The organism is Nocardioides sp. zg-1308 (genome assembly GCF_013155375.1).
In the GTDB taxonomy this organism is placed as follows: Bacteria; Actinomycetota; Actinomycetes; order Propionibacteriales; family Nocardioidaceae; genus Nocardioides; species Nocardioides renjunii.
Genome location: NZ_JABJQY010000002.1, coordinates 2,256,024 through 2,276,811 on the forward strand (window position 1 = coordinate 2,256,024; position 20,788 = coordinate 2,276,811).

At 73.3% G+C, this 20,788-nt stretch carries 20 protein-coding genes; 11 read left to right on the forward strand and 9 right to left on the reverse strand.

The genetic code is table 11. The features are described from left to right. The first annotated feature begins 4 nt into the window (after nucleotides 1-4). The 3 genes from HN031_RS12630 (at nucleotide 5) to HN031_RS12640 (ending at nucleotide 4,575) form a co-directional block, all read left to right on the forward strand. Nucleotides 5-916 carry an ABC transporter permease gene (locus HN031_RS12630; RefSeq protein ID WP_172270385.1) on the forward strand — a complete coding sequence of 304 codons (912 nt, stop codon included), beginning with the start codon at nucleotides 5-7 and terminating at the stop codon, nucleotides 914-916. Beyond that, nucleotides 916-1,686 (forward strand): ABC transporter ATP-binding protein, encoded by a 771-nt coding sequence (locus tag HN031_RS12635; RefSeq protein WP_172270387.1) that lies wholly within the window; start codon nucleotides 916-918, stop codon nucleotides 1,684-1,686. The genes HN031_RS12630 and HN031_RS12635 overlap by 1 nt, the downstream gene beginning before the upstream one ends. A gap of 159 nt (nucleotides 1,687-1,845) precedes the next feature. Then, on the forward strand, nucleotides 1,846-4,575 hold the full coding sequence (locus HN031_RS12640) for an FG-GAP-like repeat-containing protein (protein WP_172270389.1): 2,730 nt from the start codon (nucleotides 1,846-1,848) through the stop codon (nucleotides 4,573-4,575). A gap of 22 nt (nucleotides 4,576-4,597) precedes the next feature. Here the strand turns inward: HN031_RS12640 and HN031_RS12645 are convergent, their stop codons facing one another. The 4 genes from HN031_RS12645 to cofD all read right to left on the reverse strand — a co-directional run bounded on the left by HN031_RS12645 (nucleotide 4,598) and on the right by cofD (nucleotide 8,155). Then, complete coding sequence (locus HN031_RS12645; protein ID WP_172270391.1) at nucleotides 4,598-5,317, reverse strand: TIGR03089 family protein; 720 nt, start codon at nucleotides 5,315-5,317, stop codon at nucleotides 4,598-4,600. 31 nt (nucleotides 5,318-5,348) lie between these two features. Further along, nucleotides 5,349-6,086, reverse strand: a complete 738-nt coding sequence (locus HN031_RS12650; protein ID WP_172270393.1) for a DUF3105 domain-containing protein — start codon at nucleotides 6,084-6,086, stop codon at nucleotides 5,349-5,351. A 117-nt stretch (nucleotides 6,087-6,203) separates the two neighbouring features. Then, nucleotides 6,204-7,115, reverse strand: coding sequence for a coenzyme F420-0:L-glutamate ligase (locus HN031_RS12655; RefSeq protein ID WP_172270395.1), 912 nt, complete (start codon nucleotides 7,113-7,115; stop codon nucleotides 6,204-6,206). Next, a complete protein-coding gene (gene cofD, locus HN031_RS12660) occupies nucleotides 7,112-8,155 on the reverse strand; it encodes a 2-phospho-L-lactate transferase (RefSeq protein WP_172270397.1) in 1,044 nt (347 codons plus the stop codon). The genes HN031_RS12655 and cofD overlap by 4 nt, the downstream gene beginning before the upstream one ends. A 122-nt stretch (nucleotides 8,156-8,277) precedes the next feature. Between cofD and HN031_RS12665 the strand changes: the two genes are divergently transcribed. The 3 genes from HN031_RS12665 to HN031_RS12675 all read left to right on the forward strand — a co-directional run bounded on the left by HN031_RS12665 (nucleotide 8,278) and on the right by HN031_RS12675 (nucleotide 12,918). Beyond that, a complete protein-coding gene (locus HN031_RS12665) occupies nucleotides 8,278-8,535 on the forward strand; it encodes a WhiB family transcriptional regulator (protein ID WP_056605988.1) in 258 nt (85 codons plus the stop codon). Nucleotides 8,536-8,600: 65 nt separating this feature from the next. Then, the gene (locus HN031_RS12670; RefSeq protein WP_172270399.1) at nucleotides 8,601-11,525 is read left to right on the forward strand and encodes a glycosyltransferase family 2 protein; all 2,925 of its coding nucleotides are present in this window, start codon (nucleotides 8,601-8,603) and stop codon (nucleotides 11,523-11,525) included. Then, on the forward strand, nucleotides 11,518-12,918 hold the full coding sequence (locus HN031_RS12675; protein WP_172270401.1) for a DUF5719 family protein: 1,401 nt from the start codon (nucleotides 11,518-11,520) through the stop codon (nucleotides 12,916-12,918). Before HN031_RS12670 ends, HN031_RS12675 begins: the two co-directional genes overlap by 8 nt. A gap of 18 nt (nucleotides 12,919-12,936) precedes the next feature. Here HN031_RS12675 and HN031_RS12680 read toward each other — a convergent pair whose 3' ends face one another. Then, complete coding sequence (locus HN031_RS12680; RefSeq protein ID WP_367650749.1) at nucleotides 12,937-13,389, reverse strand: metallopeptidase family protein; 453 nt, start codon at nucleotides 13,387-13,389, stop codon at nucleotides 12,937-12,939. 49 nt (nucleotides 13,390-13,438) lie between these two features. Here HN031_RS12680 and HN031_RS12685 point away from each other — a divergent pair, with 49 nt between their 5' ends. Genes HN031_RS12685 through HN031_RS12695 form a run of 3 tightly spaced genes read left to right on the forward strand, consistent with a single transcriptional unit; the run spans nucleotide 13,439 to nucleotide 15,038 of the window. Next, nucleotides 13,439-13,801 carry a DUF3499 domain-containing protein gene (locus tag HN031_RS12685; protein ID WP_172270403.1) on the forward strand — a complete coding sequence of 121 codons (363 nt, stop codon included), beginning with the start codon at nucleotides 13,439-13,441 and terminating at the stop codon, nucleotides 13,799-13,801. A 36-nt stretch (nucleotides 13,802-13,837) separates the two neighbouring features. Further along, the gene (locus HN031_RS12690) at nucleotides 13,838-13,996 is read left to right on the forward strand and encodes a Trm112 family protein (RefSeq protein ID WP_367650776.1); all 159 of its coding nucleotides are present in this window, start codon (nucleotides 13,838-13,840) and stop codon (nucleotides 13,994-13,996) included. A 10-nt stretch (nucleotides 13,997-14,006) separates the two neighbouring features. Beyond that, complete coding sequence (locus HN031_RS12695) at nucleotides 14,007-15,038, forward strand: SIS domain-containing protein (protein WP_172270407.1); 1,032 nt, start codon at nucleotides 14,007-14,009, stop codon at nucleotides 15,036-15,038. Nucleotides 15,039-15,047: 9 nt separating this feature from the next. Here HN031_RS12695 and HN031_RS12700 read toward each other — a convergent pair whose 3' ends face one another. The 3 genes from HN031_RS12700 to HN031_RS12710 form a co-directional block, all read right to left on the reverse strand. Beyond that, the gene (locus HN031_RS12700) at nucleotides 15,048-15,554 is read right to left on the reverse strand and encodes a GNAT family N-acetyltransferase (protein ID WP_367650750.1); all 507 of its coding nucleotides are present in this window, start codon (nucleotides 15,552-15,554) and stop codon (nucleotides 15,048-15,050) included. A 3-nt stretch (nucleotides 15,555-15,557) separates the two neighbouring features. Beyond that, complete coding sequence (locus HN031_RS12705; RefSeq protein ID WP_172270409.1) at nucleotides 15,558-16,325, reverse strand: HIT domain-containing protein; 768 nt, start codon at nucleotides 16,323-16,325, stop codon at nucleotides 15,558-15,560. A 391-nt stretch (nucleotides 16,326-16,716) separates the two neighbouring features. After that, a complete protein-coding gene (locus HN031_RS12710) occupies nucleotides 16,717-18,141 on the reverse strand; it encodes an HNH endonuclease signature motif containing protein (RefSeq protein ID WP_172270411.1) in 1,425 nt (474 codons plus the stop codon). 231 nt (nucleotides 18,142-18,372) lie between these two features. On the opposite strand from HN031_RS12710, the gene HN031_RS12715 reads away from it, so the two are divergent. Next, entirely contained in the window at nucleotides 18,373-18,825 is a 453-nt protein-coding gene (locus HN031_RS12715) for a GNAT family N-acetyltransferase (RefSeq protein WP_172270413.1), read from the forward strand. 5 nt (nucleotides 18,826-18,830) lie between these two features. Here HN031_RS12715 and HN031_RS12720 read toward each other — a convergent pair whose 3' ends face one another. Further along, nucleotides 18,831-19,520 carry an isochorismatase family protein gene (locus HN031_RS12720; protein ID WP_172270415.1) on the reverse strand — a complete coding sequence of 230 codons (690 nt, stop codon included), beginning with the start codon at nucleotides 19,518-19,520 and terminating at the stop codon, nucleotides 18,831-18,833. Between the two features lie 143 nt (nucleotides 19,521-19,663). Here HN031_RS12720 and HN031_RS12725 point away from each other — a divergent pair, with 143 nt between their 5' ends. Further along, nucleotides 19,664-20,785, forward strand: a complete 1,122-nt coding sequence (locus HN031_RS12725) for a DUF808 domain-containing protein (RefSeq protein WP_172270417.1) — start codon at nucleotides 19,664-19,666, stop codon at nucleotides 20,783-20,785. Nucleotides 20,786-20,788: the final 3 nt, after the last annotated feature.

Genomic DNA, 20,788 nt, shown 5'->3' on the forward strand with positions numbered 1-20,788 from the left:
GGTCGTGAGCACGGCGTCGAAGGGCCCGGCCCGGCCCACCACCGCGGAGCTCGAGGCCCTGCCGCTGGCCCCGCCGGCCGCGACGGGGCTGCGCGAGGTCGTACGCCGTCGCTACCTGCTCGGCATGCTGGTGCGCAACACCATCAAGTCGCGCTACCAGGGGACGGTCCTCGGCTGGCTGTGGAGCTACCTGCAGCCGGCGACCCGGTTCCTGATGTTCTACTTCCTGTTCCAGGTCATGATCGGCCGTGGGGCGGGGACGATCGAGAACTTCGCCATCCACCTGTTCGCGGGCATGGTGATCGTCCACTTCTTCACCGAGACGTTCAACGGCGGCACCCAGTCGCTCGTGCAGAACCGGTCGCTGATCACCAAGCTGCCGGTCCCGCGGGAGATGTTCCCGGTGGCTCGCATGCTCGTGGCCGCCTGGCACACGGTGCCCATGCTGGTGATCCTGGTCATCCCGTGCATCCTGCTGGGCTGGCGTCCGGACCCGGTGGGGATGGCCGCGGCCCTGCTCGGCTTCAGCCTCGCCGCGGCGCTCGGCCTCGCGCTGGGCCTGCTCTTCAGCGTCGGCAACGTCTTCATGCGCGACGTCGGGAAGATCGCCCAGACCCTGACGATGTTCGTCACCTTCAGCGTGCCGATGATGTACTCCTACACCCTCGTGGAGGAGCGGTTCGGGGCGACCGGTGCCGAGCTCTACCTCTACAACCCGATGGCCGAGGCGGTGCTCCTCATCCAGCGCGGCTTCTGGACCGGCACCACGAGCGACCCAGCGGCCACGGCCGAGGTGCACCTGCCGGACCACCTCTTCACGCGCGGCCTGGCCATGACGGCCGTCTCCGTCCTCCTGCTCGTCCTCGCCCAGCGGGTCTTCGCCAGGCTCGAGGCCAAGGTCCCGGAGCGGCTCTGATGACGACGATGATCAAGGTCGACAACGCGACCAAGGTGTTCACGCTGTCCTACCAGCGGTCCCTCAAGCAGACGGTCCTGGCCAAGGCGAGGGGCCGCAAGACCCACGACTCCTTCAACGCGGTGGACGACGTGACGTTCAGTGTGCGCGAGGGGGAGTCGGTCGGACTCATGGGGCTCAACGGATCGGGCAAGTCCACGCTGCTCAAGCTCGTCAGCGGCGTGATGCGTCCCGACTCGGGCTCGGTGCTGACCCGGGGCCGGATCGCCGGCCTGATCGCGACCGGCACCGGGTTCGACAACAACCTCAGCGGGCGCGAGAACCTCTACCTCAACGCCGCCATCCTCGGGATGTCGCGGGCCGAGACCGACCGCAAGTTCGACGAGATCGTCGACTTCGCCGACCTCGGCAAGTTCCTCGACACCGACGTGGCCTACTACAGCTCCGGCATGAAGGCGCGCCTCGGCTTCTCGGTGGCGGTCAACGTCGACGCCGACATCTTCATCGCCGACGAGGCCCTCGCGGTGGGGGACCGTCCGTTCAAGCGCAAGTGCAAGAAGCGGATGGACCAGATCGTGAAGTCGGGCGTGACGATGTTCTACGTCTCGCACGCCCCGGGCGCCGTGCGCAACCTGTGCGACCGCGTCCTGGTGATGGAGAACGGCAGGCTCGGCTTCGACGGCGACGTCGAGGAGGGCATCCACTACCTGCACTACGACGAGACCGACGAGGACAGCGGCGAGGACGACGGCCTCGGAACCGACGTCTAGGGGCTTGCGGACGACATCCGCGAAGAATGACACCCGTGTAACGGCGTGTCGACTGGAAATTACAGTCGTGTAGTTACTCAGAAACCCTTCCGTGACTGATGTGACTGGTGTGAACTTCTGCCTTGTGTGACCTTCCCCCACACAGGAGTAGAGATCTTCATGCGACCCCTTCAGGCCCGTCTCGTCACCCTCTGCCAGCAGGTGCTGGCGCTCGGTGTCGTCCTCGTCGTGCTCACCCCGGCCTCCGGTGTGGTGTCCCTCGACATCGTCGGTAAGCACCCCGGCGCCGCGACTGCGCAGGGCGGACCGGTGGAGCTGGTCTCGGCCACCGTGCCGACCGCTCCGGTGACCCCCGAGGTGACCGAGGTGCCGTTGACCGGCGCCGCCGGTGGCTTCGCCGGCCTGCGCGGCCGGACGGTCGCCGGTGCCGCCACCCCGGCCCGCGTGCAGAGCACGCCGCAGGAAGTGAGCGGCTTCGCGGCGGTCGGCGTCACCTGGCAGCACGGCGAGCAGCTCGAGGATCACCAGATCTCCCTGCGGGTGCGCACGCGCACCGGCGACGACTGGAGCGACTGGGAGGCCCTCGAGTACCACGACGAGCACGGCCCCGACGCCGACAGCGCGGAGGGCGCGGCCGCCCGTCCGGGCACCGAGCCGATGTTCGTCGGCGAGGTCGACGACGTGCAGGTCGCCGCCAGCACCGACGGTGCGACGCTGCCCGACGACCTCTCCCTCGCGCTGGTCGACCCGGGCTCGGCCGGCGGCAGCCGCACCGAGGCGCCGGCCGACCGCGGCGACGCCGACGGCACCGCGTCCTACGAGCAGGACTACGCCGAGCAGGGCTCGATGGCGCAGGAGTCCTCGGCCTCGTCGGGGTCGGGCCTCGTGCTGCAGGCGGCCCGGACCGGCAAGCGCACCGCCGCCCAGCCGACGATCTTCTCCCGCGCCCAGTGGGGCGCCGACGAGAGCATCCGTGACAAGGGCGCGCTCCGCTACGGCAGCATCAGCGCCGGCTTCGTGCACCACACGGTCAACGCCAACGACTACACCGAGGCCCAGGTGCCGGCCATCCTCCGCAGCATCTACGCCTACCACGTGAAGTCGCGGGGCTGGAGCGACATCGGCTACAACTTCCTCGTCGACCGGTTCGGCCGGATCTGGGAGGGCCGCTACGGCGGCATCGACAAGCCGGTCGTGGGTGCCCACACGCTCAACTACAACGACTACGCCTTCGCCATGTCGGCCATCGGCAACTTCGACGTCGTCCAGCCGCCCGAGGTGATGGTGCAGGCCTACGGCCAGCTCTTCGCCTGGAAGCTGTCGCTGCACGGGGTGAACCCGGCCTCGACGGCGCAGAAGGTCGGCCGCTCGACCTTCCCGGCGATCAACGGCCACCGCGACGCCGGCTCGACGGCGTGCCCGGGCAAGTACCTCTACGCCCGGCTGCCGCAGATCCGGGCCTACGCCAGCACCGCGGCGCCCGTGACCCCGGTCGTGCAGCCGGTCACCGTGTCGGAGCCCAACCCGCAGAACAACCTCGACGCCTCGCCCTACCCGGACCTGGTCGTCCGCCGCGCCTCCGACGGCCGGGGCCTCGTGCTCCCGACCGGTGGGCTCACGTCGTTCCAGAAGCGCCTCGTGGTCGGCAAGTCCGGCTGGGACCAGCGCGCCGACGTGGTCGTCTCGCCCGACCTGACGGGCGACGGCGTCCCCGACCTGGTCACCGCCGACGCCTCCGGGATCGTCCGGGTCCGGGCCGGCCGGGGCAACGGCAAGTTCGGCGACACGACCCGCAAGCTCAGGCTGAGGGGCTACTCCCTGATCACCGCTGTCGGCGACCTCAACGGTGACGGTCGCAACGACCTCGTCGCGCGGTTCAAGGGCAAGCTGGCCACCCTGCTCGGCACCACCGAGCGCGGCTTCTCTCGCAAGGTGACGCGCAAGGGCTACGGCAACTACCGCCAGCTCATCGGTGCGGGCGACCTCAACGCGGACGGCCGGGCCGACCTGCTGCTGCGCACGAAGAACCGGCTGTTCCTCCAGACCGGCTACGGCACGGGTCGCTTCGCCGCCCCGCAGCGCGTCGCCGGCTCCTGGAGCTCCTACAACCGCCTCGTGGCCGGCGACTTCAACGGCGACGGCCAGTCCGACCTGGTGGCGCGCACGAGCAGCGGCAAGGTCGTGATGCTGCCCGGCCGCGGCAACGCGACGTACGGCGCCGCGCTGGGTCCCGCCGCCAACCTCAAGACGATGCGCTTCCTCACCGCGGCCAACCTGGTGGGTGGCGCGGGGGCCGACCTCGTCGGCGTCTCGGGCAAGCAGCTGGTGGTCGTCGCCAACCGCGACACCTTCGAGCTGGGCGCGCCGGTCGACACCGGCGTCTCGTTCGCCGGCATGGACACCCTCCTCAACGCCGGTGACGTCAACCGCGACGGGGCCGGCGACGTGCTGGCGCGCGACACCTCCGGGCAGCTGTTCCTCTTCGCCGGCAACGGCACCGGTGCCCTGCAGCCCGCCACGCTGCTCGGTGGCGGCTGGGGCGGCGTCGCCGGGCTGGACGCGGTGGGCGACGTGACCGGCGACGGCATCCCCGACCTCATGGGCACGCCCGCCGGTGGCGCGTTGTCGGTGTGGCCGGGCAACGGGTCCTCCTTCAACGCCCCCTCGCCGGTGAAGGGCACGGTCCCGACCCGGTCGGGCCTGCCGTCCGACCTGTCCAGCTACGACTGGGTGCTCCAGGTGCAGGCGATGCAGCTCAAGGGCGGCGGGGACTACGTGGTCCGTGACCGGCTGAGCGGGGTCGTCTACCTCTTCCCCGGGCGCAGGTCGGGCGTCTCGACGCCCCGCGTGCTCGGCGAGGGACTGGGGGCCTTCGACCTGGCCGGGTGAGGCCGGTCAGGAAGCAGCGCGATCAGGCCCGGGCAGTCGCCCGTTCGGCGTCGTGGACGGCGTCGAGGCGATCCGGGTCGGGATTGCGGACAAGGACCAGCGAGCCGCCTCGTCCGAGGGGCTCGGTGAAGGTGGCCGTTCCCGGTGGGGAAGCCGGGTCGGCCACCGAGAGAAGACGGCCGCCGTCGGTGAGCGAGCTCCCGACGGCGGCCGTCCGGTCGTCGCGGGGCGACCACAGCTCGCGCTGGGTCAGCGTGTCGGTGGCGGGGTCGTCGTCGGTCGGCGGGTCCCAGGCGGTGAAGCCGTCCGGCTGGCCCCAGATCTCCACGCCCACGTCGTGCACGGCCGGCGGGAGCGGCTCGGCGAACCGCACGCCGAGCGGGCGCAGGCTGCAGGCGAGCACCGGCACGTCGGCCGCGAGCGGCGCCCACGTCGCGAGCCCCTCGGGGCCGCACACCACGGCGGCCGGCTCGTCGGAGGTCGTGACCCGCAGCCCGACGGTCCAGGCGGCGCCGAGGAACACGGTCGAGAGCCAGTGCGGCGGGAGGTCGATGCGCAGCGACATGCCGCGCTCGAGGTCGGCGACGTCGGTGAGCAGTCCGGACGCCTTCGCCACCCAGTTGGCGTACGTCGTCACCGACAGCTCGACGCGCTCGTCGGTGGCGTGGTCGTAGAACGTGACCAGCGGACGCCCGGGGTCCCGCCGCAGCTGGGCGGCGAGCACCTCGGCGAAGGTCGTCACGGGCGGGACCTCGGCGGCCGGTGGGCGGCGCTCAGAGGACCGTCGGCTCGGAGGAGTCCATGTAGGGGTAGTCCTGCAGGAACGTGTCCAGCGCCGCACCGCTGACGTCGGAGCAGTACTGCCATACGCCGACCTGCTTGGTGGGGTCGGTCTCGCCGACACCGCCCACGGACCAGTGCGTGAAGGCGACGTGCTGGCCCTTCGGGAAGGCCTTGCCGTCCTCGGAGGTCCACGGCACGGCCTTGAACTTGTCGCGCAGGTTGGTCGTGCTGTCGAGCTTGGAGGCGATGGCGCGCAGCTGGTCCATCTGCTCGGAGCTGTCGGCGACGGTCTCGTCGTACCAGAGGATGGTGTAGCCGTGCTCGAGGTTGTGCACGAGCTCACCGAGGTCGGGACGGTCCGAGGCGGTGTAGAGCTTGCGGTCGATCGTGTCCCACATGTTCCAGTGGGTGCCGAAGGCCGGCGGCGCGTCGGGGTAGCTCATCGGCGTGCCGACGTCGACGTGGTCCTGGTTGCCCTCGGCCGGCTTGGTGGTGACCTTCTTGCACACCGACGCCTCGGCGCCGATCTCCGACAGGGAGGCGGAGGAGTAGGCCCGCAGGTCGTACCAGTCCTTGACCGGCTTGAAGGCGGCCGCTCCCACGATCACCACGGCGACCAGGACGCAGATGCCCACGATGGCCATGCCGCGCCGGTTCTCGGAGCGGGACTGCTGGGAGCGGATGGAGTCGATGACCGCCTGCCGGTCGGTCTTTGCCTTCTTGGCCACGGTGCTCGGTGTCTCTCGGTCGGGGCTGGGTGATCGGGGTACGACGGGGCTGCGCGGGCAGAGTCTACGTAGTCAGGGGTGAGACGTCGCACACGACGGTCACATCGGGCCCGCTGGTCAGCCCTCGGGGCGCTCTCGCTCCCAGTCCTCGGTGCGCCAGCCGTGGGCGAAGCAGACCGCGGCGACGGCCGTGCGGTCCGCGCGTTCGGGGAGGCGGTCGAGCGCGGCCGCGAGCTCCGCGGGCGGAGCGGGGTGGCCGAACGGCACCCGGTCCTCCTCGGCGCCGGCGAGCGCGCGTACGACGGCCTCGCGGGCACCCCAGCCGAAGAGGTCCCCGCCCTCGGCGCGAACCAGCGACCGCGCGCCGGGGCCGTCCTCGCCGGGCGGCAGCACCAGGTCGCCGCGGCCGCGGACCACCGCGACGGGGCGGCGCCCGAGCTTGCCCTGGGCCAGCTCGGCAGCACCGGCGACCTCGTCGGCCACGGCCGGGAGCGTGACGGCGAGCGGGTTGCCGTGGGTGTCGGTGCGGCCGGCGAAGTCCTCGGCCACGACCAGCCCGGCGGCGCCCACGGCGATGTCGGTCTGGCCCTCGCGCCACGCCCGGCCGGCGGTGTCGGTGACGACGACGCCGACGTTGGTCCCCGCGCGGCGGTGCACCTCGGCGCGCAGCTCGCGAGCGGAGGCGTCGGGGTCGAGCGGCAGCAGCACGACCACGCCGCTCGCGACGTTGGAGGCGTCGACGCCGGCGGCCGCCATCGTCAGCCCCAGCCGGTGCCGCACGATGCGGGTGGCGCCGCGCCGGGCCACCACCCGCTCGGTCTCGTCGTCGATCGCCGCCTCGCGGTCGCCGACCCGGGTGCGGCCCTCGGCCTTGCTCACGACCTTGCTGGTCACGCAGACGATGTCGCCGTCGGCGAGGTCGGCGCCGCCGGCCAGTCCGGCCAGCACGAGGCCGGCGAGGTCGTCGCCCGCCCGCACCTCCGGGAGGCCGTCGGGTGCCCACACAACGAGGCGACCGGGGCCGGTCATGCCGGCCCGTCCGCCACCAGCGCCACGGCCTCGGCCGCCATCGCCGCGGTGGCGTCGTGGTCGGTCATGAGCAGCGGCACCGCGCGGGCCCGGAGGCCGGCCCCCTCGAGCCGCCCGACGTGCGCGGCGTCGGTGGTGTCGACCAGCCAGCCGTCGAGGACGCCGCCGCGGGACCGGGCGCCGTAGTGCTCGCCGACCGCTCCGGCGCTGACCTCCACGCCGATGCTGGTCAGCATCTGCCGCGCCATGCCGTGGACGTGGGAGGCGCCGATGATGGGGGAGACCCCGACGACCGGCGCCTCCGTGGCGCGGACGGCGTCGCGGATCCCGGCGACCCCGAGGATGGTGCCGACCGAGACCACCGGGTTCGACGGCGGCAGCACCACCAGGTCGGCGCCCGCGATCGCGTCGAGGACGCCCGGCGCCGGCGTCGCGGCGTCCTGGCCGACGACGAGCACCGCCTCGGCCGGCACCTCCGCACGCAGGCGCACCCAGTACTCCTGGAAGTGGATGACCCGGCGGCCGCTCGGGCTGGCGGGGTCCGCGACGGCGATGTGCGTCTCGACGCGGTCGTCGCTCATGGGCAGCAGCCGGACCAGGCCGCCGTGGACGTCGGCGAGCCAGCGGCGGCACAGCGCCTCGGTCACCTGCGACAGCGCGAAGCCGGCCTCGAGCATCTGCGTGCGCACGAGGTGGGTGGCGATGTCGCGGTCGCCGAGGCCGAACCACGTCGGCTCCACTCCGTACGCCTCGAGCTCGGTCCTCGCGCTCCAGGTCTCGTCGCGCCGGCCCCAGCCGCGCTCGACGTCGATCCCGTCACCGAGGGTGTACATGAGCGTGTCGAGGTCCGGGCAGACCTTGAGCCCGTGGATCCACCAGTCGTCCGCGGTGTTGGCGACGACGGTCACCTCGGTGGCGGCCGAGCCGCCCGGGACGACCCCCGAGCGCAGGCCGTGGAGGAGTCCCTGGACGAAGCGGGCACCGCCGACACCGCCGGACAGGACGGTGACGCGACGGAGCGTGGACGCGGATGATGGCATAGGAACAGCCTGCCGGAAGGGGAATGGCCATATCAGATCCGGGCTTGACTTGCGGGGTACGACAGGCATGTAATTCCCACAGTGTCATCCAGTTCTGGACAAGGGTCGAAAGGGCGTCAGCCATGAGAGCAGAACTGTTTCTCCTCGAGCCCGAGGGCGAGGAGTTCGGTTGGCAGGACCGCGCCCTGTGCGCGCAGACGGACCCGGAGGCGTTCTTCCCCGAGAAGGGCGGCTCCACCAGGGAGGCCAAGAAGGTCTGCCTGACGTGCGAGGTCCGCGACGACTGCCTCGAGTACGCCCTGATGAACGACGAGCGCTTCGGCATCTGGGGCGGGCTCTCCGAGCGCGAGCGCCGCAAGCTCAAGAAGCGCGCGGTCTGACCGACCTCCCGGCCGCCCCCTCCGCGGCTTTTTGGCGGTGCCGAGCCCCTCGCTAAGGTGCTCCGGTGTCCGTCACAGCGCTCCTCGTCACCCATGACGGGGCGCGGTGGCTCCCGGCGGTCCTCGCCGGTCTGATCGGGCAGACCCACCCGGTGGACCGTGTCGTGGCCGTCGACACCACGAGCCGCGACGACAGCGTCACCCTCGTCCGCGAGGCGCTCGACCGCGTCGGTCCCGCCGGCCCGCAGGTCGCCCTCGACGTCGTCCCCGGCTCGACGAGCTATCCCGCGGCCGTGCGCCACGGCCTCGACATGGTGCCGACCGCGGCTGCGGGGGAGGACCTCGACGAGTGGGTGTGGCTGCTCCACGACGACAGCAACCCCGAGCCGACCGCGCTGGCCGCCCTGCTGGCCGCGGCGCATGAGCACCCCGAGGCGGCCGTCCTCGGGCCCAAGCTCCGCGAGTGGCCCTCGCTGCGCCGCCTCCTCGAGGTCGGCCTCACGATCAGCGGCACGGGCCGGCGCGAGACCGGCCTCGAGCGCGGCGAGTACGACCAGGGCCAGCACGACGCCGTGCGCGAGGTCCTCGCGGTCAACACCGCCGGCATGCTCGTACGACGACGCGTGCTCGAGGCGCTCGGCGGCCTCGACGAGGAGCTGCCGATCTTCGGCAACGACATCGACTTCGGCTGGCGCGCCGCCCAGGCCGGCCACCGCACGCTAGTGGTGCCGCAGGCGGTGGTGTTCCACGCGGAGGCTGCACACCGCGGCGTGCGCCGCACCCCGCTCACCGGGCGCCACACCCACTACCAGGAGCGGCGCGCCGCGCTGTTCACCTCGTTGGCCAACGTGTCTTCGCGCGGCTTCGCCTGGCAGTACGTCCGGCTCTTCACGGGCTCGCTGCTGCGGGTGCTCGGCTTCCTCGCCGTGCGCTCGGTGGGGGAGGCGCTCGACGAGCTGGCCGCCGTGCTGTCCGTGCACGGCCGTCCCCGGCACGTGCTCGCCGCCCGGCGCGAACGGGCCCGCCGTCGTGAGGGCGAGCCGTCCGACGTACGCCGCCTGCTGGCGCCGACGTGGCTGCCCTACCGCCACGGCCTCGACTTCGTCACCGACCTGGCCTCCGCCGCGACGAGCCAGGCCGCCGACGTGGCCGAGCGGCGACGGCTGGCGAAGGACCCCCAGGCCTCGACCAGCCGCGAGGAGCGCGGGAGCTCCGCGTCCTCGGGCGAGGACGACGAGGACGCCTACCTCACCGACACGGGGCTGGTCGCCCGGTTCTTCACCAACCCCGTGGCCGTGGTGCTCGTGCTGTTCGGCGTGCTCGCGCTGGTCGCGGGGCGCGAGGCGTTCGGCTCCATCACGGGCGGCGCGCTGTCCCCGGTGCCCTCCGCGGCGGGGGACTGGTGGCGGCTGCACACCGCGACCTGGCACCCGCTCGGCACCGGCACCGACGTCCCCGCCCCGGCCTACGTCCTGCCCTTCGCGGTGGCCGCCTCGGTGCTGCTCGGCCACACCGGCGCGGTGGTCTCCGCACTGATGCTGCTGGCCGTGCCCGTCGCCGCCTGGGGCGCGTGGCGCCTGCTCAAGGTCGTCGGGCACCTCGTGGACCCGCTCGGACTGCCGCGCTGGCTGGTGGTGTGGGGAGCGCTCACCTACGCGCTGGTGCCGGTCACCTCCGGCGCGTGGAGCGAGGGACGGTTCGGCACGGTCGCCGTGGCGGCGCTGCTGCCGTGGGCCGCCCACGCCGCGCTCGGCTTCGTCGACCCCGACCGCGACCGCCGCTGGCGCGCCGCGTGGCGCACCGCTCTCCTCCTCGCCCTCGGTGCCGCCTTCGTGCCGGGACTGTGGCTCTTCGCCCTGCTCGCCACCGCCGTGGTGCTCGGCGGCGCCGCCGTCATCGCCCCACGGCTCCTGCGGGAGCGGGACAGCTGGGGACCACCGGTGGTGGCGGTCGCGGCGACGCCGGTGCTGCTCGCGCCGTGGCTGGTGCCGCTGCTCACCACGGGGTCCGCGGCGGGCCTGCTCCTGGAGGCCGGCCGGCTGACGGTCGACCGGGTCACCTTCGAGGGCCTGGTCACCGGGCGGCTCAACGACCTCGGGGCGCCGTGGTGGCTCGGCGTGGTGCTCGGCCTGCTGGCCTTCGCCGCGCTCGTGCCGCGGCGTACGCGCGTGCCCGTGGTCATCTGCTGGCTCGTCGCGCTGGCCGCCGCCGTGGTCTCCGGCGCCCTCTCGCACGTGACCCTCGACCTGCCCTCGGTCACCACGCGACCCAGCCTGGGCCTCTTCGTGGTCATCCTGCAGGGCACCTCGGTCGTGGCGGTCGTGCTGGGCGCAGACGCCTACCTGCGCCGCCTCGACGAGCACCACCCGGTCTGGCAGCGCGTGCTGGCCACCGCGCTGGCGGTCGTGGCGGCCGCCGTCCCGCTCGGCGGGCTCGGCTGGTGGCTCACCACCCCCGACAACGCGATGGCCCGCGAGGCCGAGCAGGCGGTGCCGGTCTACATGCAGCAGAGCTCGCTCACCGGCGAGGAGCACGGCGTGCTCGTGCTCTCCGGCTCGGTGGAGGACGGCATCACCTACCGGATCCGGCGCGAGGACGGCACCACCGTGGGCGAGGACGAGATCCTGACCCTCGCCGACGAGGACGAGGAGATGACCGAGGAGGTCCGGGCGCTCGTCTCCTCGCCGACCCCCGCCGTGGTCGCCGCGCTCGGCGACCGCGGGGTCGAGTACGTCGTCCTCAGCTCGCCGGCCGACGGCTCGGTGTCGTCCCTCCTCGACGCCACCGCCGGCCTCGAGCAGGCCAGCGCGGAGGACCGCAGCATGCGGGCCTGGCGCGTCGACCGCCCGCTCGACGCCACCACCCTCGACCGGCCCCGGTCCTGGTGGCGCACCGCGCTGATGGTGCTGCAGGGACTGGCCGTCGTGGTCGCCCTCGTCCTCGCCGCCCCGACCGTGCGGCAGCGCCGCGAGAGGGGGAGCGATGTCTGAGCCCACTCCCGATCCCGCGCCTACTCCGGGCGGCCGGCGTCGCGTCGCCGAGGCGAGCCGCCGCCCGTCGCCGGTGACCCTGCTCGCCGTGCTGATCCCGCTGCTCACGGTGGCGGCGCTCGCCCTGGTCCGGCCCGCGCAGACCCCCGCGACGACCTATGACCCCGCCGGCGCACCGCTCGACCGGTCGACCGCCGTGTGCCCGGCCCGGCTGCCCGGCGCCGACGAGCTGCGCCTCGGCAGCACCGGCCTCGCGTCCGGCGACCTCACCCTGCGCGTGGGCCGCGAGGAGGACACCGAGGCCCTCACCGACGGCGTCGCCTCCCGGCGCGAGCGGTCCGCGGTCGTCGTCGGCGCCACCGGCGACCTCGCCGCGGGCCTCGTCGTCTCGCGCTCGGCCGCCGGGTCGGCCATCGGCTGCGCCCCGCCGGAGCCGGAGCGCTGGTTCACCGGCCTCGGCGCGTCGGCCGAGCACGCCTCGACCCTCACGCTGGTCAACCCCGACCGGGGACCCGCCGTCGCCGACGTGACGGTGTGGGACGGCAGCGGCGTCGTCGACGTCCCCGCCCTGCGCGGCGTCCGCGTGCCCGGGGGCGGCTCGGCCACCTTCGACCTGTCCGAGGTCGCGCCCAACCGCGACGCTCTCGCGATGCAGGTCCTCGTGTCGCGTGGCCGGCTCGGCGCGAGCGTGGTCGACGTGCTGGACCCCGTCGGCCGCGACCGCCCGGTGCGCGAGTGGCTGCCCGGCCAGGCCGCGCCCGCCACGACGTCGTACGTCCTCGGCGTCGGGACGACGCCGGCCGACCGCACGCTGACGCTGGCCAACCCGGGCGACTCACAGGTGCGGGTGGCGTTGGAGCTGGTCAGCGAGGAGAGCGAGTTCGCGCCGTCGGGCTTCGAGGAGGTGACCCTGGCGCCGGCGTCGGTCACCGAGGTGGACCTCGGCGGCGTGCTGCGCGGCCGCACGGCCCGCGGCGTGCAGGCGCTGCGGCTGGAGGCGACCGGTCCGGTCACGGCCGCCCTGCGCAACCGCACCGACGGTGACCTCGCGCTCGCCGTGGCGGGTGATGCGGTGGCGAGCGAGACGGCCGTCGCGGTGCCGGCCGGCGCGAAGCGCCTCGTCGTGGCCGGCGCGACCGCAGCGGGCGTCCTCACCCTCCGGGCGTGGGACGAGGACGGCGACCCGGTGGTGCGGGAGCGGCGCGTCGAGCTGGCGCCCGCCACCGCGGCGCGCATCCGGATGCCCGACGAGGCCGTGCTGGCGCAGGTGACGCTCGAGCGGACGGAGGCGGTCGTGTCGCTGGAGGTCAGCGACCGCGGGCTGTCCGTGCTGCCGATGGCGCAGCTGGTCACGACCAGCCAGGTGCCGGACGTACGACCGGCACGGCGCTGAGCCCGGCGCCGGGAGACGTCAGTCGGTGTAGCGCTCGTCGACCTGCCCGGGCGTGAGCCCCAGCAGCTCGGCGAGCTGCTCGACCACGACCGTGTGCACCATCGCCTCGAGCTCGTCACGGCTGGTGGCGCGGTGCTCGATGGGGCGTCGGAAGAGCACCAGCCGGGTCGGGTCGGTGCCCTTGCCGCGCACCAGGGACGACAGCGGCACGGTCTCGTCGCCCCAGTCGTCGGGCAGCATCGGGGCGTCCTCGACGGCGTACTCCACGAGCCCGAGGTGGCGCTGCCAGCGCTCGTCGAGCGGTGTGACGACGTCCAGCACGAGCTGGTCGAAGCGCTGCCGCGCGGTGCGCACGGCCGGGGTGCCGGGCTCCGGGGGCAGGATGCCCGGTCCGCGCATCCCGCGACCGCGGCGGTCGCGGGTCCTGCGCCGGGTCCCGGGAGCCTCGGCCGGGGTGCTGACGTCGTCCACGCCGCGAGCCTAAGCGCCGCTCGTGCGTGGGGCGGGTAGCGTCGGCGCCGTGAGTCCTGCCCGTCGTTGTTCGCGTACGGCGTGTGGCCGTGGTGCGGTCAACACGCTGACCTACGTCTACGCCGACCAGACCGCTGTCCTGGGTCCGCTCGCCACCTACGCCGAGCCCCACGCCTACGACCTCTGCGACACCCACAGCGAGCGGCTCTCGGCGCCGCGCGGCTGGGAGGTCATCCGGCTGGCGCCCGACCCGCGCGCCCAGGGTCCGAGCAGCGACGACCTGCTCGCGCTGGCCGACGCCGTCCGCGAGGCGGCCCGCCCGGCTCCCGCGCCGGCACCGCTCCACTCCACCGACGACCCGACCCGGGGCGCGAAGCGCGGGCACCTGCGCGTGCTCACGCCCACTGACTGACCGGTCCGCGCACCCCCTAGGATCATCGGCGTGAACATCGACCCGCAGCTGCTGAGCATCATCGTCTGCCCGGCCTGCCACGGCACCCTGGTCGAGGAGGCCGAGGAGCTCGTGTGCCAGGGGTGCGGCAACGCCTACCCCGTGCGCGACGACATCCCCGTGCTCCTGGTCGACGAAGCCCGCAAGCCGGCCTGAGGTCGCGGCCGTGCCGACCTGGTTCGACGAGTCCCGCCTGGACGACCCCGGCGTGCTGGAGTCGGTGGACCTCCGGCTGCGCACGCTCGCCGAGAGCGGGTCGCGGGTGCGCCGCGAGGCGCACGAGGCGGCCACCGCGACCGCCGAGCTGATCGCCCGTGGCCGCGACGGCGAGCGTCCGCGCGCGGTCATAGCCGCCGGCCCCGACTCGCGGCTGCTGCGCGCCGTGCTCGAGCCGTGGTGCCCGGTGCCCTTCGTCGCGTGGCCGAGTCCCGGCCTGCCGGGCTGGGCGGGGTCACTGGACCTCGTCGTCATGCTCGCGCCCGAGGGCAACGACCACGGGTCCGCGTCCGCCGTCGCCGAGGCCGTACGCCGCGGCGCACAGGTCGTCGTGGCCTGCCCGCAGCGGTCCCTCGTCGGCGAGCACGCGGCCGGCCGCGACGTGACCGTGCTGCCGACCGTGACCGGCGACCAGCTCGCCACCGCGGTCGTGATGCTCGACTACCTCGCGCACGTCCACCTCGGCCCGCGGGCCGACGCCGACTCGGTCGCCGAGTCGCTCGACGAGGTGGCCACCAGCTGCTCGCCCCACCGCGACCTCGCGGTGAACCCGGCGAAGATGCTGGCGATCGCCATGGCCGACACCAACCCGCTCGTGTGGGGCGGCTCCGTGCTCGCCGCGCGGGCGGCCCGACGGCTCGCGGAGTCGCTGCGGCGCACCAGCGGGCGGTCCGCGATCGCCGGCGACGCCGAGCACCTCCTGCCCGTCATCGAGGCGACCAGGCCCCAGGACGTGTTCGCCGACCCGTTCGCCGAGGAGGTGGCCGAGATCCGGCCGCTGCTGCTCGTCCTCGACGACCGCGCCGACGACCCGGTCGTGCGCGAGCAGGCCGGCATGCTGAAGGCCGCGGCCGCCCGCCACGGCGTCCGCGTCGAGACGCTCGAGACGGACGCCGACGCCGAGGTCGCGCGCTACGCCTCGCTCCTGCTCACCGGTACCTACGCCGCGGAGTACCTCCGGGTCGGGCTCGTCGACGACTGACGCCGGCGGTCACGAGCCCAGCGGCAGCCGGCAGCCGAAGACCAACGCGTCGCCGCCGTGGACGTACGCCGTCCGCTCGACCTCCATGCCCAGCGCGCGGGCCACGCCCTGCGAGGGCGTGTTGTCGGGCCGGACCAGGGCGACGAGGTGCGTGATGCCGTGGGCGGCGGCGCAGTCGCGCACGGCCGTCGCGGCCTCGACGGCGTAGCCACGGCGGCGCAGCGCCGGCAGGACGTGGTAGCCGACCTCGACCTCGGCGGTGCCCTCGACGTCCTGCACGGTCAGCCCGCAGTCGCCGACGAAGACGCCGTCGTGGGTCTCGATCACCCAGAGGCCGAAGCCGTGCGCGGCGTAGTTGCGCTCCTGCCACTCGATCCACCGCACCGCGTCGTCGGGGGTCCGGGCCGGGCGGTCCACGGGCACCGGGTCGGGTGCGGTGAGCAGCGCGGTGACGTCGTCGAGGTCGGCCATCGTCATCGGGCGGAACCGCAGCCGCGCGGTCGGCTCGGGCAGCACGGCTCAGCCCTGCCGGGGGCGGGTGCCCTCGGGCGCCTGCTGGTCGACGTCCGTCCACACCTCGGTCAGCTCGGAGAGCAGGCCGTCGCGCATCGTGGCGAAGCTCGCCACGGCGAACACCAGCTCCCCGCCGGTCCCGCTCGTGCCGACGACCCGCGCGCGCAGCACGCCGCGGTCACCGCGGTCGCCATCGGCGACGAGGTCCTCGAGGTGCAGGCGCTGGAAGCCGGGGTAGTCCGCGTTGAGCCGCACCCAGCCGTCGCGGTCGAACACCTCGCCGGTGTGCACGAGCCGGCAGGTGAACTCGGGGTGCAGCAGGTCGGGCAGGGCGTCCCAGTCGTGGGCGTCGATGACCTCGGCGAGGCGGGTCAGCAGGGCGGCGGCGTCCATGCCGCCAGTGTGCTGGTGGGCACCGACAGCCGTCTGTGACCGTTGCGGCCCGGAGTGCACGTGCACGTGGAGGTGCCTCGAGTCCTGGTAGGCCCCGAGGTTCGTCAGGACCGCGGCCGCGCCGTGCTCCTCCTCCACCTGCCGCGCCACCCGCTGCACCACCCGCAGCAGCGCGCGCACGTCGGCCTCGTCCTCCGTCGTGACCGTCGTCAGGGACCCGATGTGCCGCTTGGGCACGACCACCACGTGCACGTCCCAGAAGGGCCGGGTGTGGTGGTAGGCCAGCACGAGCTCGTCCTCGTGGACGACGTCGAGCGGCACGGCCCGGGGCACGGCGACGTCGCAGTAGAAGTCGGTGCCGTCGTAGTCGGGAGCAGTCACGAGGGCAGCGTCGCAGAGGTCGCCCTCCTGGTGCAGGGGACGATGCGGCGAGAGGTGGCTCCGGACTGGCTCAACCGACCCGGTGCCACGGACTGTCGAGGAGCCTGGCCGACCGTGCAGACCATTCACTCGGACCTGGCGTGTGGGCCCATGCGCCGCTGATGCGACCCGGTGGGCCGGCAATGGCTTCGCTCGACCATGTCCACCGCTCTTCCCGCACGCCGGCGGCAGGCACCTGCAGCGCGGCTTCCGCGACTCGTTGGCGGACCTTCTTCCGTTGGAGCACGGATGGGCGTCGATTGAGCCTTCTGCCGTGCTACCCGATCGACCTGAGACATCCGGGCGTGCTCATGGCCCCGTCGAGGTCAGGTCGGCGGGGTGTGGGGCGGGGTCATGGTCGAACGGGCGGGTCGGCCCCAGCAGCAGCGCCACTGATCCGGGTGGTGCCGGTGTGGTCGCGTCGGTAGCGGTGGCCGTGCGGGCTGGTCCACTCGTAGACACCGGGTCCGGCCACGTCGTAGCGCCAGGCGGTGTGGGTCTTGAGTCGGTGGTGCCAGCGACATTCCGGGGCGAGGTTGGAGCTGACTGTCGGACCGGGTTGCGTACGGCCCTCCGTGTGGGCGTCGTGGTCGTAAGCGATGACGTGGTCGATGTCGCAGGCGCGCGCTGGTCGGCTGCACCACGGGAACACGCAGGTGCGGTCACGGAGGATGACCTGTTCGCGGATCCGGTCGGGGATGTCGTAGCCGGGCGCGGTGAGCTCGGTGGTGAGGTCGATGACCGGTTTCACGGTGACCTTGGTGCGGGAGTCGCCGCACCAGTCCTTCACCTGTTCGAACAGGACCAGCCGCTGGCCCTCCTCGAGGCGGCCGGTGGGACCAAACACGGTGTCCAGCCCGTCGCGCCCGTCGAGGGACGCGTCGAAGTGGGCGTGCAGGACGACTTCCCGGGCGATGGGCAGGCCGTCCTCGCTCCTGGCGGCGGTCGAGCCTTGGGTGTGGAGGTCGAGCGCGGTCTGGGTGCGCGCCAGGTCGCCCAGCGCTTGCGAACGGCGGGAATCCAAGGGTGCGACTGATCCCAACGCCGCGAGCGTCTCGGCGCCGTGGGCAAGAGCCCGGTCCAGGTCGAGGGCGTCGGCGATGTCGAGCTCGGCCTCGAACCGCATGGTCCCGGCGTAGTGCACGTCCTGGTCGTGCACCGTGGCGTGGCGCGGGTCCACCGACAGGTAGCCGTCATCGGGATCAGTCGCGGGGTCGTGGGTGTCGAGGTGGTGGCGCTTGATCGTCTCGGCGACAAGGCGGTCGAGCTGCGCGGGACCGACCCGGCCGGCGACGGCCGCGACCTGGGTGTCGACCCACCGCGCTGCCTCGACCGTGAGGGACGGGGTGGCATGGATCGTGGCTTCGGCGACCGTGCGGGCCCGCCACGCCGGCACCGCACCGGCCTGGACCTGAGCCCACAGGCGTGGCAGTCGGTGACGCAGCTCGAGGGCGTGACCGATCAGCCGCTTCGCCGACGTCGACGAGATCCCGAGCACTGTTCCGAGCTCGGCGATGCAGAACTCAGCCACCGCCGGACAGCCCTCGCCGGCGATGGGCTCCTCGTGCTGCAGGCCGTAGCGCCCGCCGTCGCTGAACACCGCGGCGGAGTGGATCGACTCCGGCGGGTGCAGGTCGGCCCACCGGGCAGCGAGGTCGAGCTGATCGGCCGCGGCCCGGTCCTCGACCGCCTTGCGCTCGCGGAGCGCTCGCAGCAGTTCGGAGGGGGAGAGGTCCTCGACCTCTACTCCGGGTGCCGCTGCCAGCGTCTCGATCATGTGTTCGATTCTACGGGCGACCACCGACAATGGACGGTGTTGGAGAAGTTCCGTGGAAGGGTCTTGATACGCCTCGTTCCTCGGCTACTCGACCACCGAGGCGGGGGTCTCGACACGCCTTGCTCGTGCCTGGCTCGGCTGCTAGACCAGCGAGAGCTGCCGCCTCCTCCACTTCGCCAGCCCACCCCCGATCCGCTAGACCTCCAGCATGCCGCCCCGCTCCTCCGCGAGATGCGCCCCGAGGACGTCCCGGCGGTGCTCGCCGGCCAGGAGCCGGCGGCTGTGGCTGGGCTGTCGGAGGTGTTCCCGCAGGACCTCCACCCGTTCCCACGGCAGACGATCGCGGATCGCTGGCTCGCCGAGATCGAGGATGCCGCCACGTCCTGCTTCGTCATCGTCCGGCACGACCGGGTCGTCGGCTTCGCGGCCGTACGCGGCGACGAGGTCGTGCACTTCGGCGTCGAGGTCGCGCAGTGGGGGACAGGTGTCGCGGCCGCGGCGCAGGACGAGCTGCTCGAGGTGATGCGGGCGGGCGGTGTGCAGCGTCCGTGGCTGCGGGTCTACGCGGGCAACGCCCGGGGTCGGCGGTTCTGGGAGAAGCTCGGCTGGCGGCCGACCGGGGAGACCGCCCGCGGCACCCTGCCGCCGTACGCGGAGCTCCTCACCTACGAGCTCGCCGGCTGAGCGGCTCAGCGCGCGGCAGCCAGCAAGCCCAGCACGTCGTCGGTCGAGCGGACGTCGCCGTAGGACCGGTGCACGACGTGCAGCGTGGCGTTGTGGTCCCGGTCGCGCATGGCCGCGCACGCGTCGGCGACGAGGACGACCCGCAGGCCCGCCGAGCTCGCGCCGCGGACGGTGTCCTCGACGCAGACGTTGGTGACGGTGCCGGTCACGACCACCGTGTCGATCCCGCGCGCCGCGAGCAGCTCGGGCAGCCGAGACGAGCCGGGGGACCAGGCGCCCCGCATCGTCTTCTCGACCGCGAGGTCCGCCGGGTCGACGTCGAGCCCGTCGTGCAGTCGCGAGGCCACCGGTCCCTCGCCGCCCGAGCGGGCGTAGGCCTCGGCCACCTCGTCGCCGAAGAACTCGCGGTCCTTCGCCGTCGGCTCGGTGTAGCCGGGCACCACCCACGCCACCACGCCGCCGGCGGCGCGGAGGGCCGCCGCGAGCGCGTTGACGCGGGGCACGATGCCGCGCACGTACACCGACTCGCGCACGAAGAACGGCACGATGTCCACGGCGACGAGCGCGGTGCGACGCGGGTCGAGGTGCTCGTACGCGTGCCGCCGGCCCCGGCGGGCCTCGTGGCGTGCGTACTCGCGCTCCTCGACGAACCAGTCGTGGTCGGCGACGTCGTCGAGGTCCGGTGGCGGGGTCACCGGGCGAGGCTACTGCCGCCGATGGTGGGCTGGGTCGCGCATCGAGACCCCCGACATGGGCACGGAGTGTGGCAGACGCAGCGCCGATAGGCTGCAGCACGACCTGTTGGACCCCACCCGACCCACGACCCGAAGGATCGCCCATGGCCGGCGGACTGTTCGCCCTCCTCGACGACGTCGCCGCACTCGCGCGCATCGCCGCCGCCAGCGTGGACGACGTGGGTGCCGCCGCGGCCCGCGCGAGCGCCAAGGCCGCCGGCGTCGTGGTCGACGACACGGCCGTGACGCCGCAGTACCTCCACGGGTCCGCCGCCGCCCGCGAGCTGCCGATCATCAAGAAGATCGCGATCGGCTCGCTGCGCAACAAGCTGCTCTTCATCCTCCCGGCCGCGGTGCTGCTCGGACAGTTCCTGCCCTGGCTGCTCCCGGTGATCCTCATCTTCGGTGGTGGGTTCCTCGCCTACGAGGGCGCGCACAAGGTCTACGAGCGCGTGACCGGCCACGCGACGGAGGCCGAGGAGGACATCTCCCCCCACGGCGAGCTGACCCCCGAGCACGAGGCGCGCACGATCGCGCAGGCCGTCCGCACCGACTTCATCCTCAGCGCCGAGATCATGGTCATCGCGCTCAAGGAGGTGGTGAGCTCCGACCCCGACGCCAGCATCTGGATGCGCGCCATCGTGCTGGGCGTGGTGGCGGTCCTGATCACCGTCCTCGTCTACGGCGTCGTCGCGCTGATCGTGAAGATGGACGACGTCGGCCTCCACCTCGCCGAGAAGCCGTCCAAGGGCTCGCAGCGCGTCGGGCTGGCGCTCGTCTCCGCGATGCCCCGCCTGCTCGCCGCGATCTCCTTCATCGGCACCCTCGCCATGCTCTGGGTCGGCGGCCACATCTTCCTCATTAGCCTCTACGAGATCGGCGGCCACGACGGCCTCCTCGAGGGCACCGCGGTCGGCGACGCCCTGCACGCGCCGTACGACCTCCTGCACCACTGGGAGGAGGACGTGCACCACGCCATCGGCGGGGCGCTCGGCAGCCTGGTCGGGTGGCTGCTCAACACGGTCGTCTCCGCCCTCGTCGGTCTGGTCGTCGGTGGCATCGTCCTGGCGGTCCTCCACGCCTTCGGGATCGGCGGCGGCCACGGGTCGGAGCACGGGTCGGAGCACGGGTCCGAGAACGGGTCGGACCACACCGATGAGCACGCCGACGAGCACGCCGGTGAGCAGCCCGGAGGGGCGACCGCCGAGGATTCCCCGAATCGCTGAGCC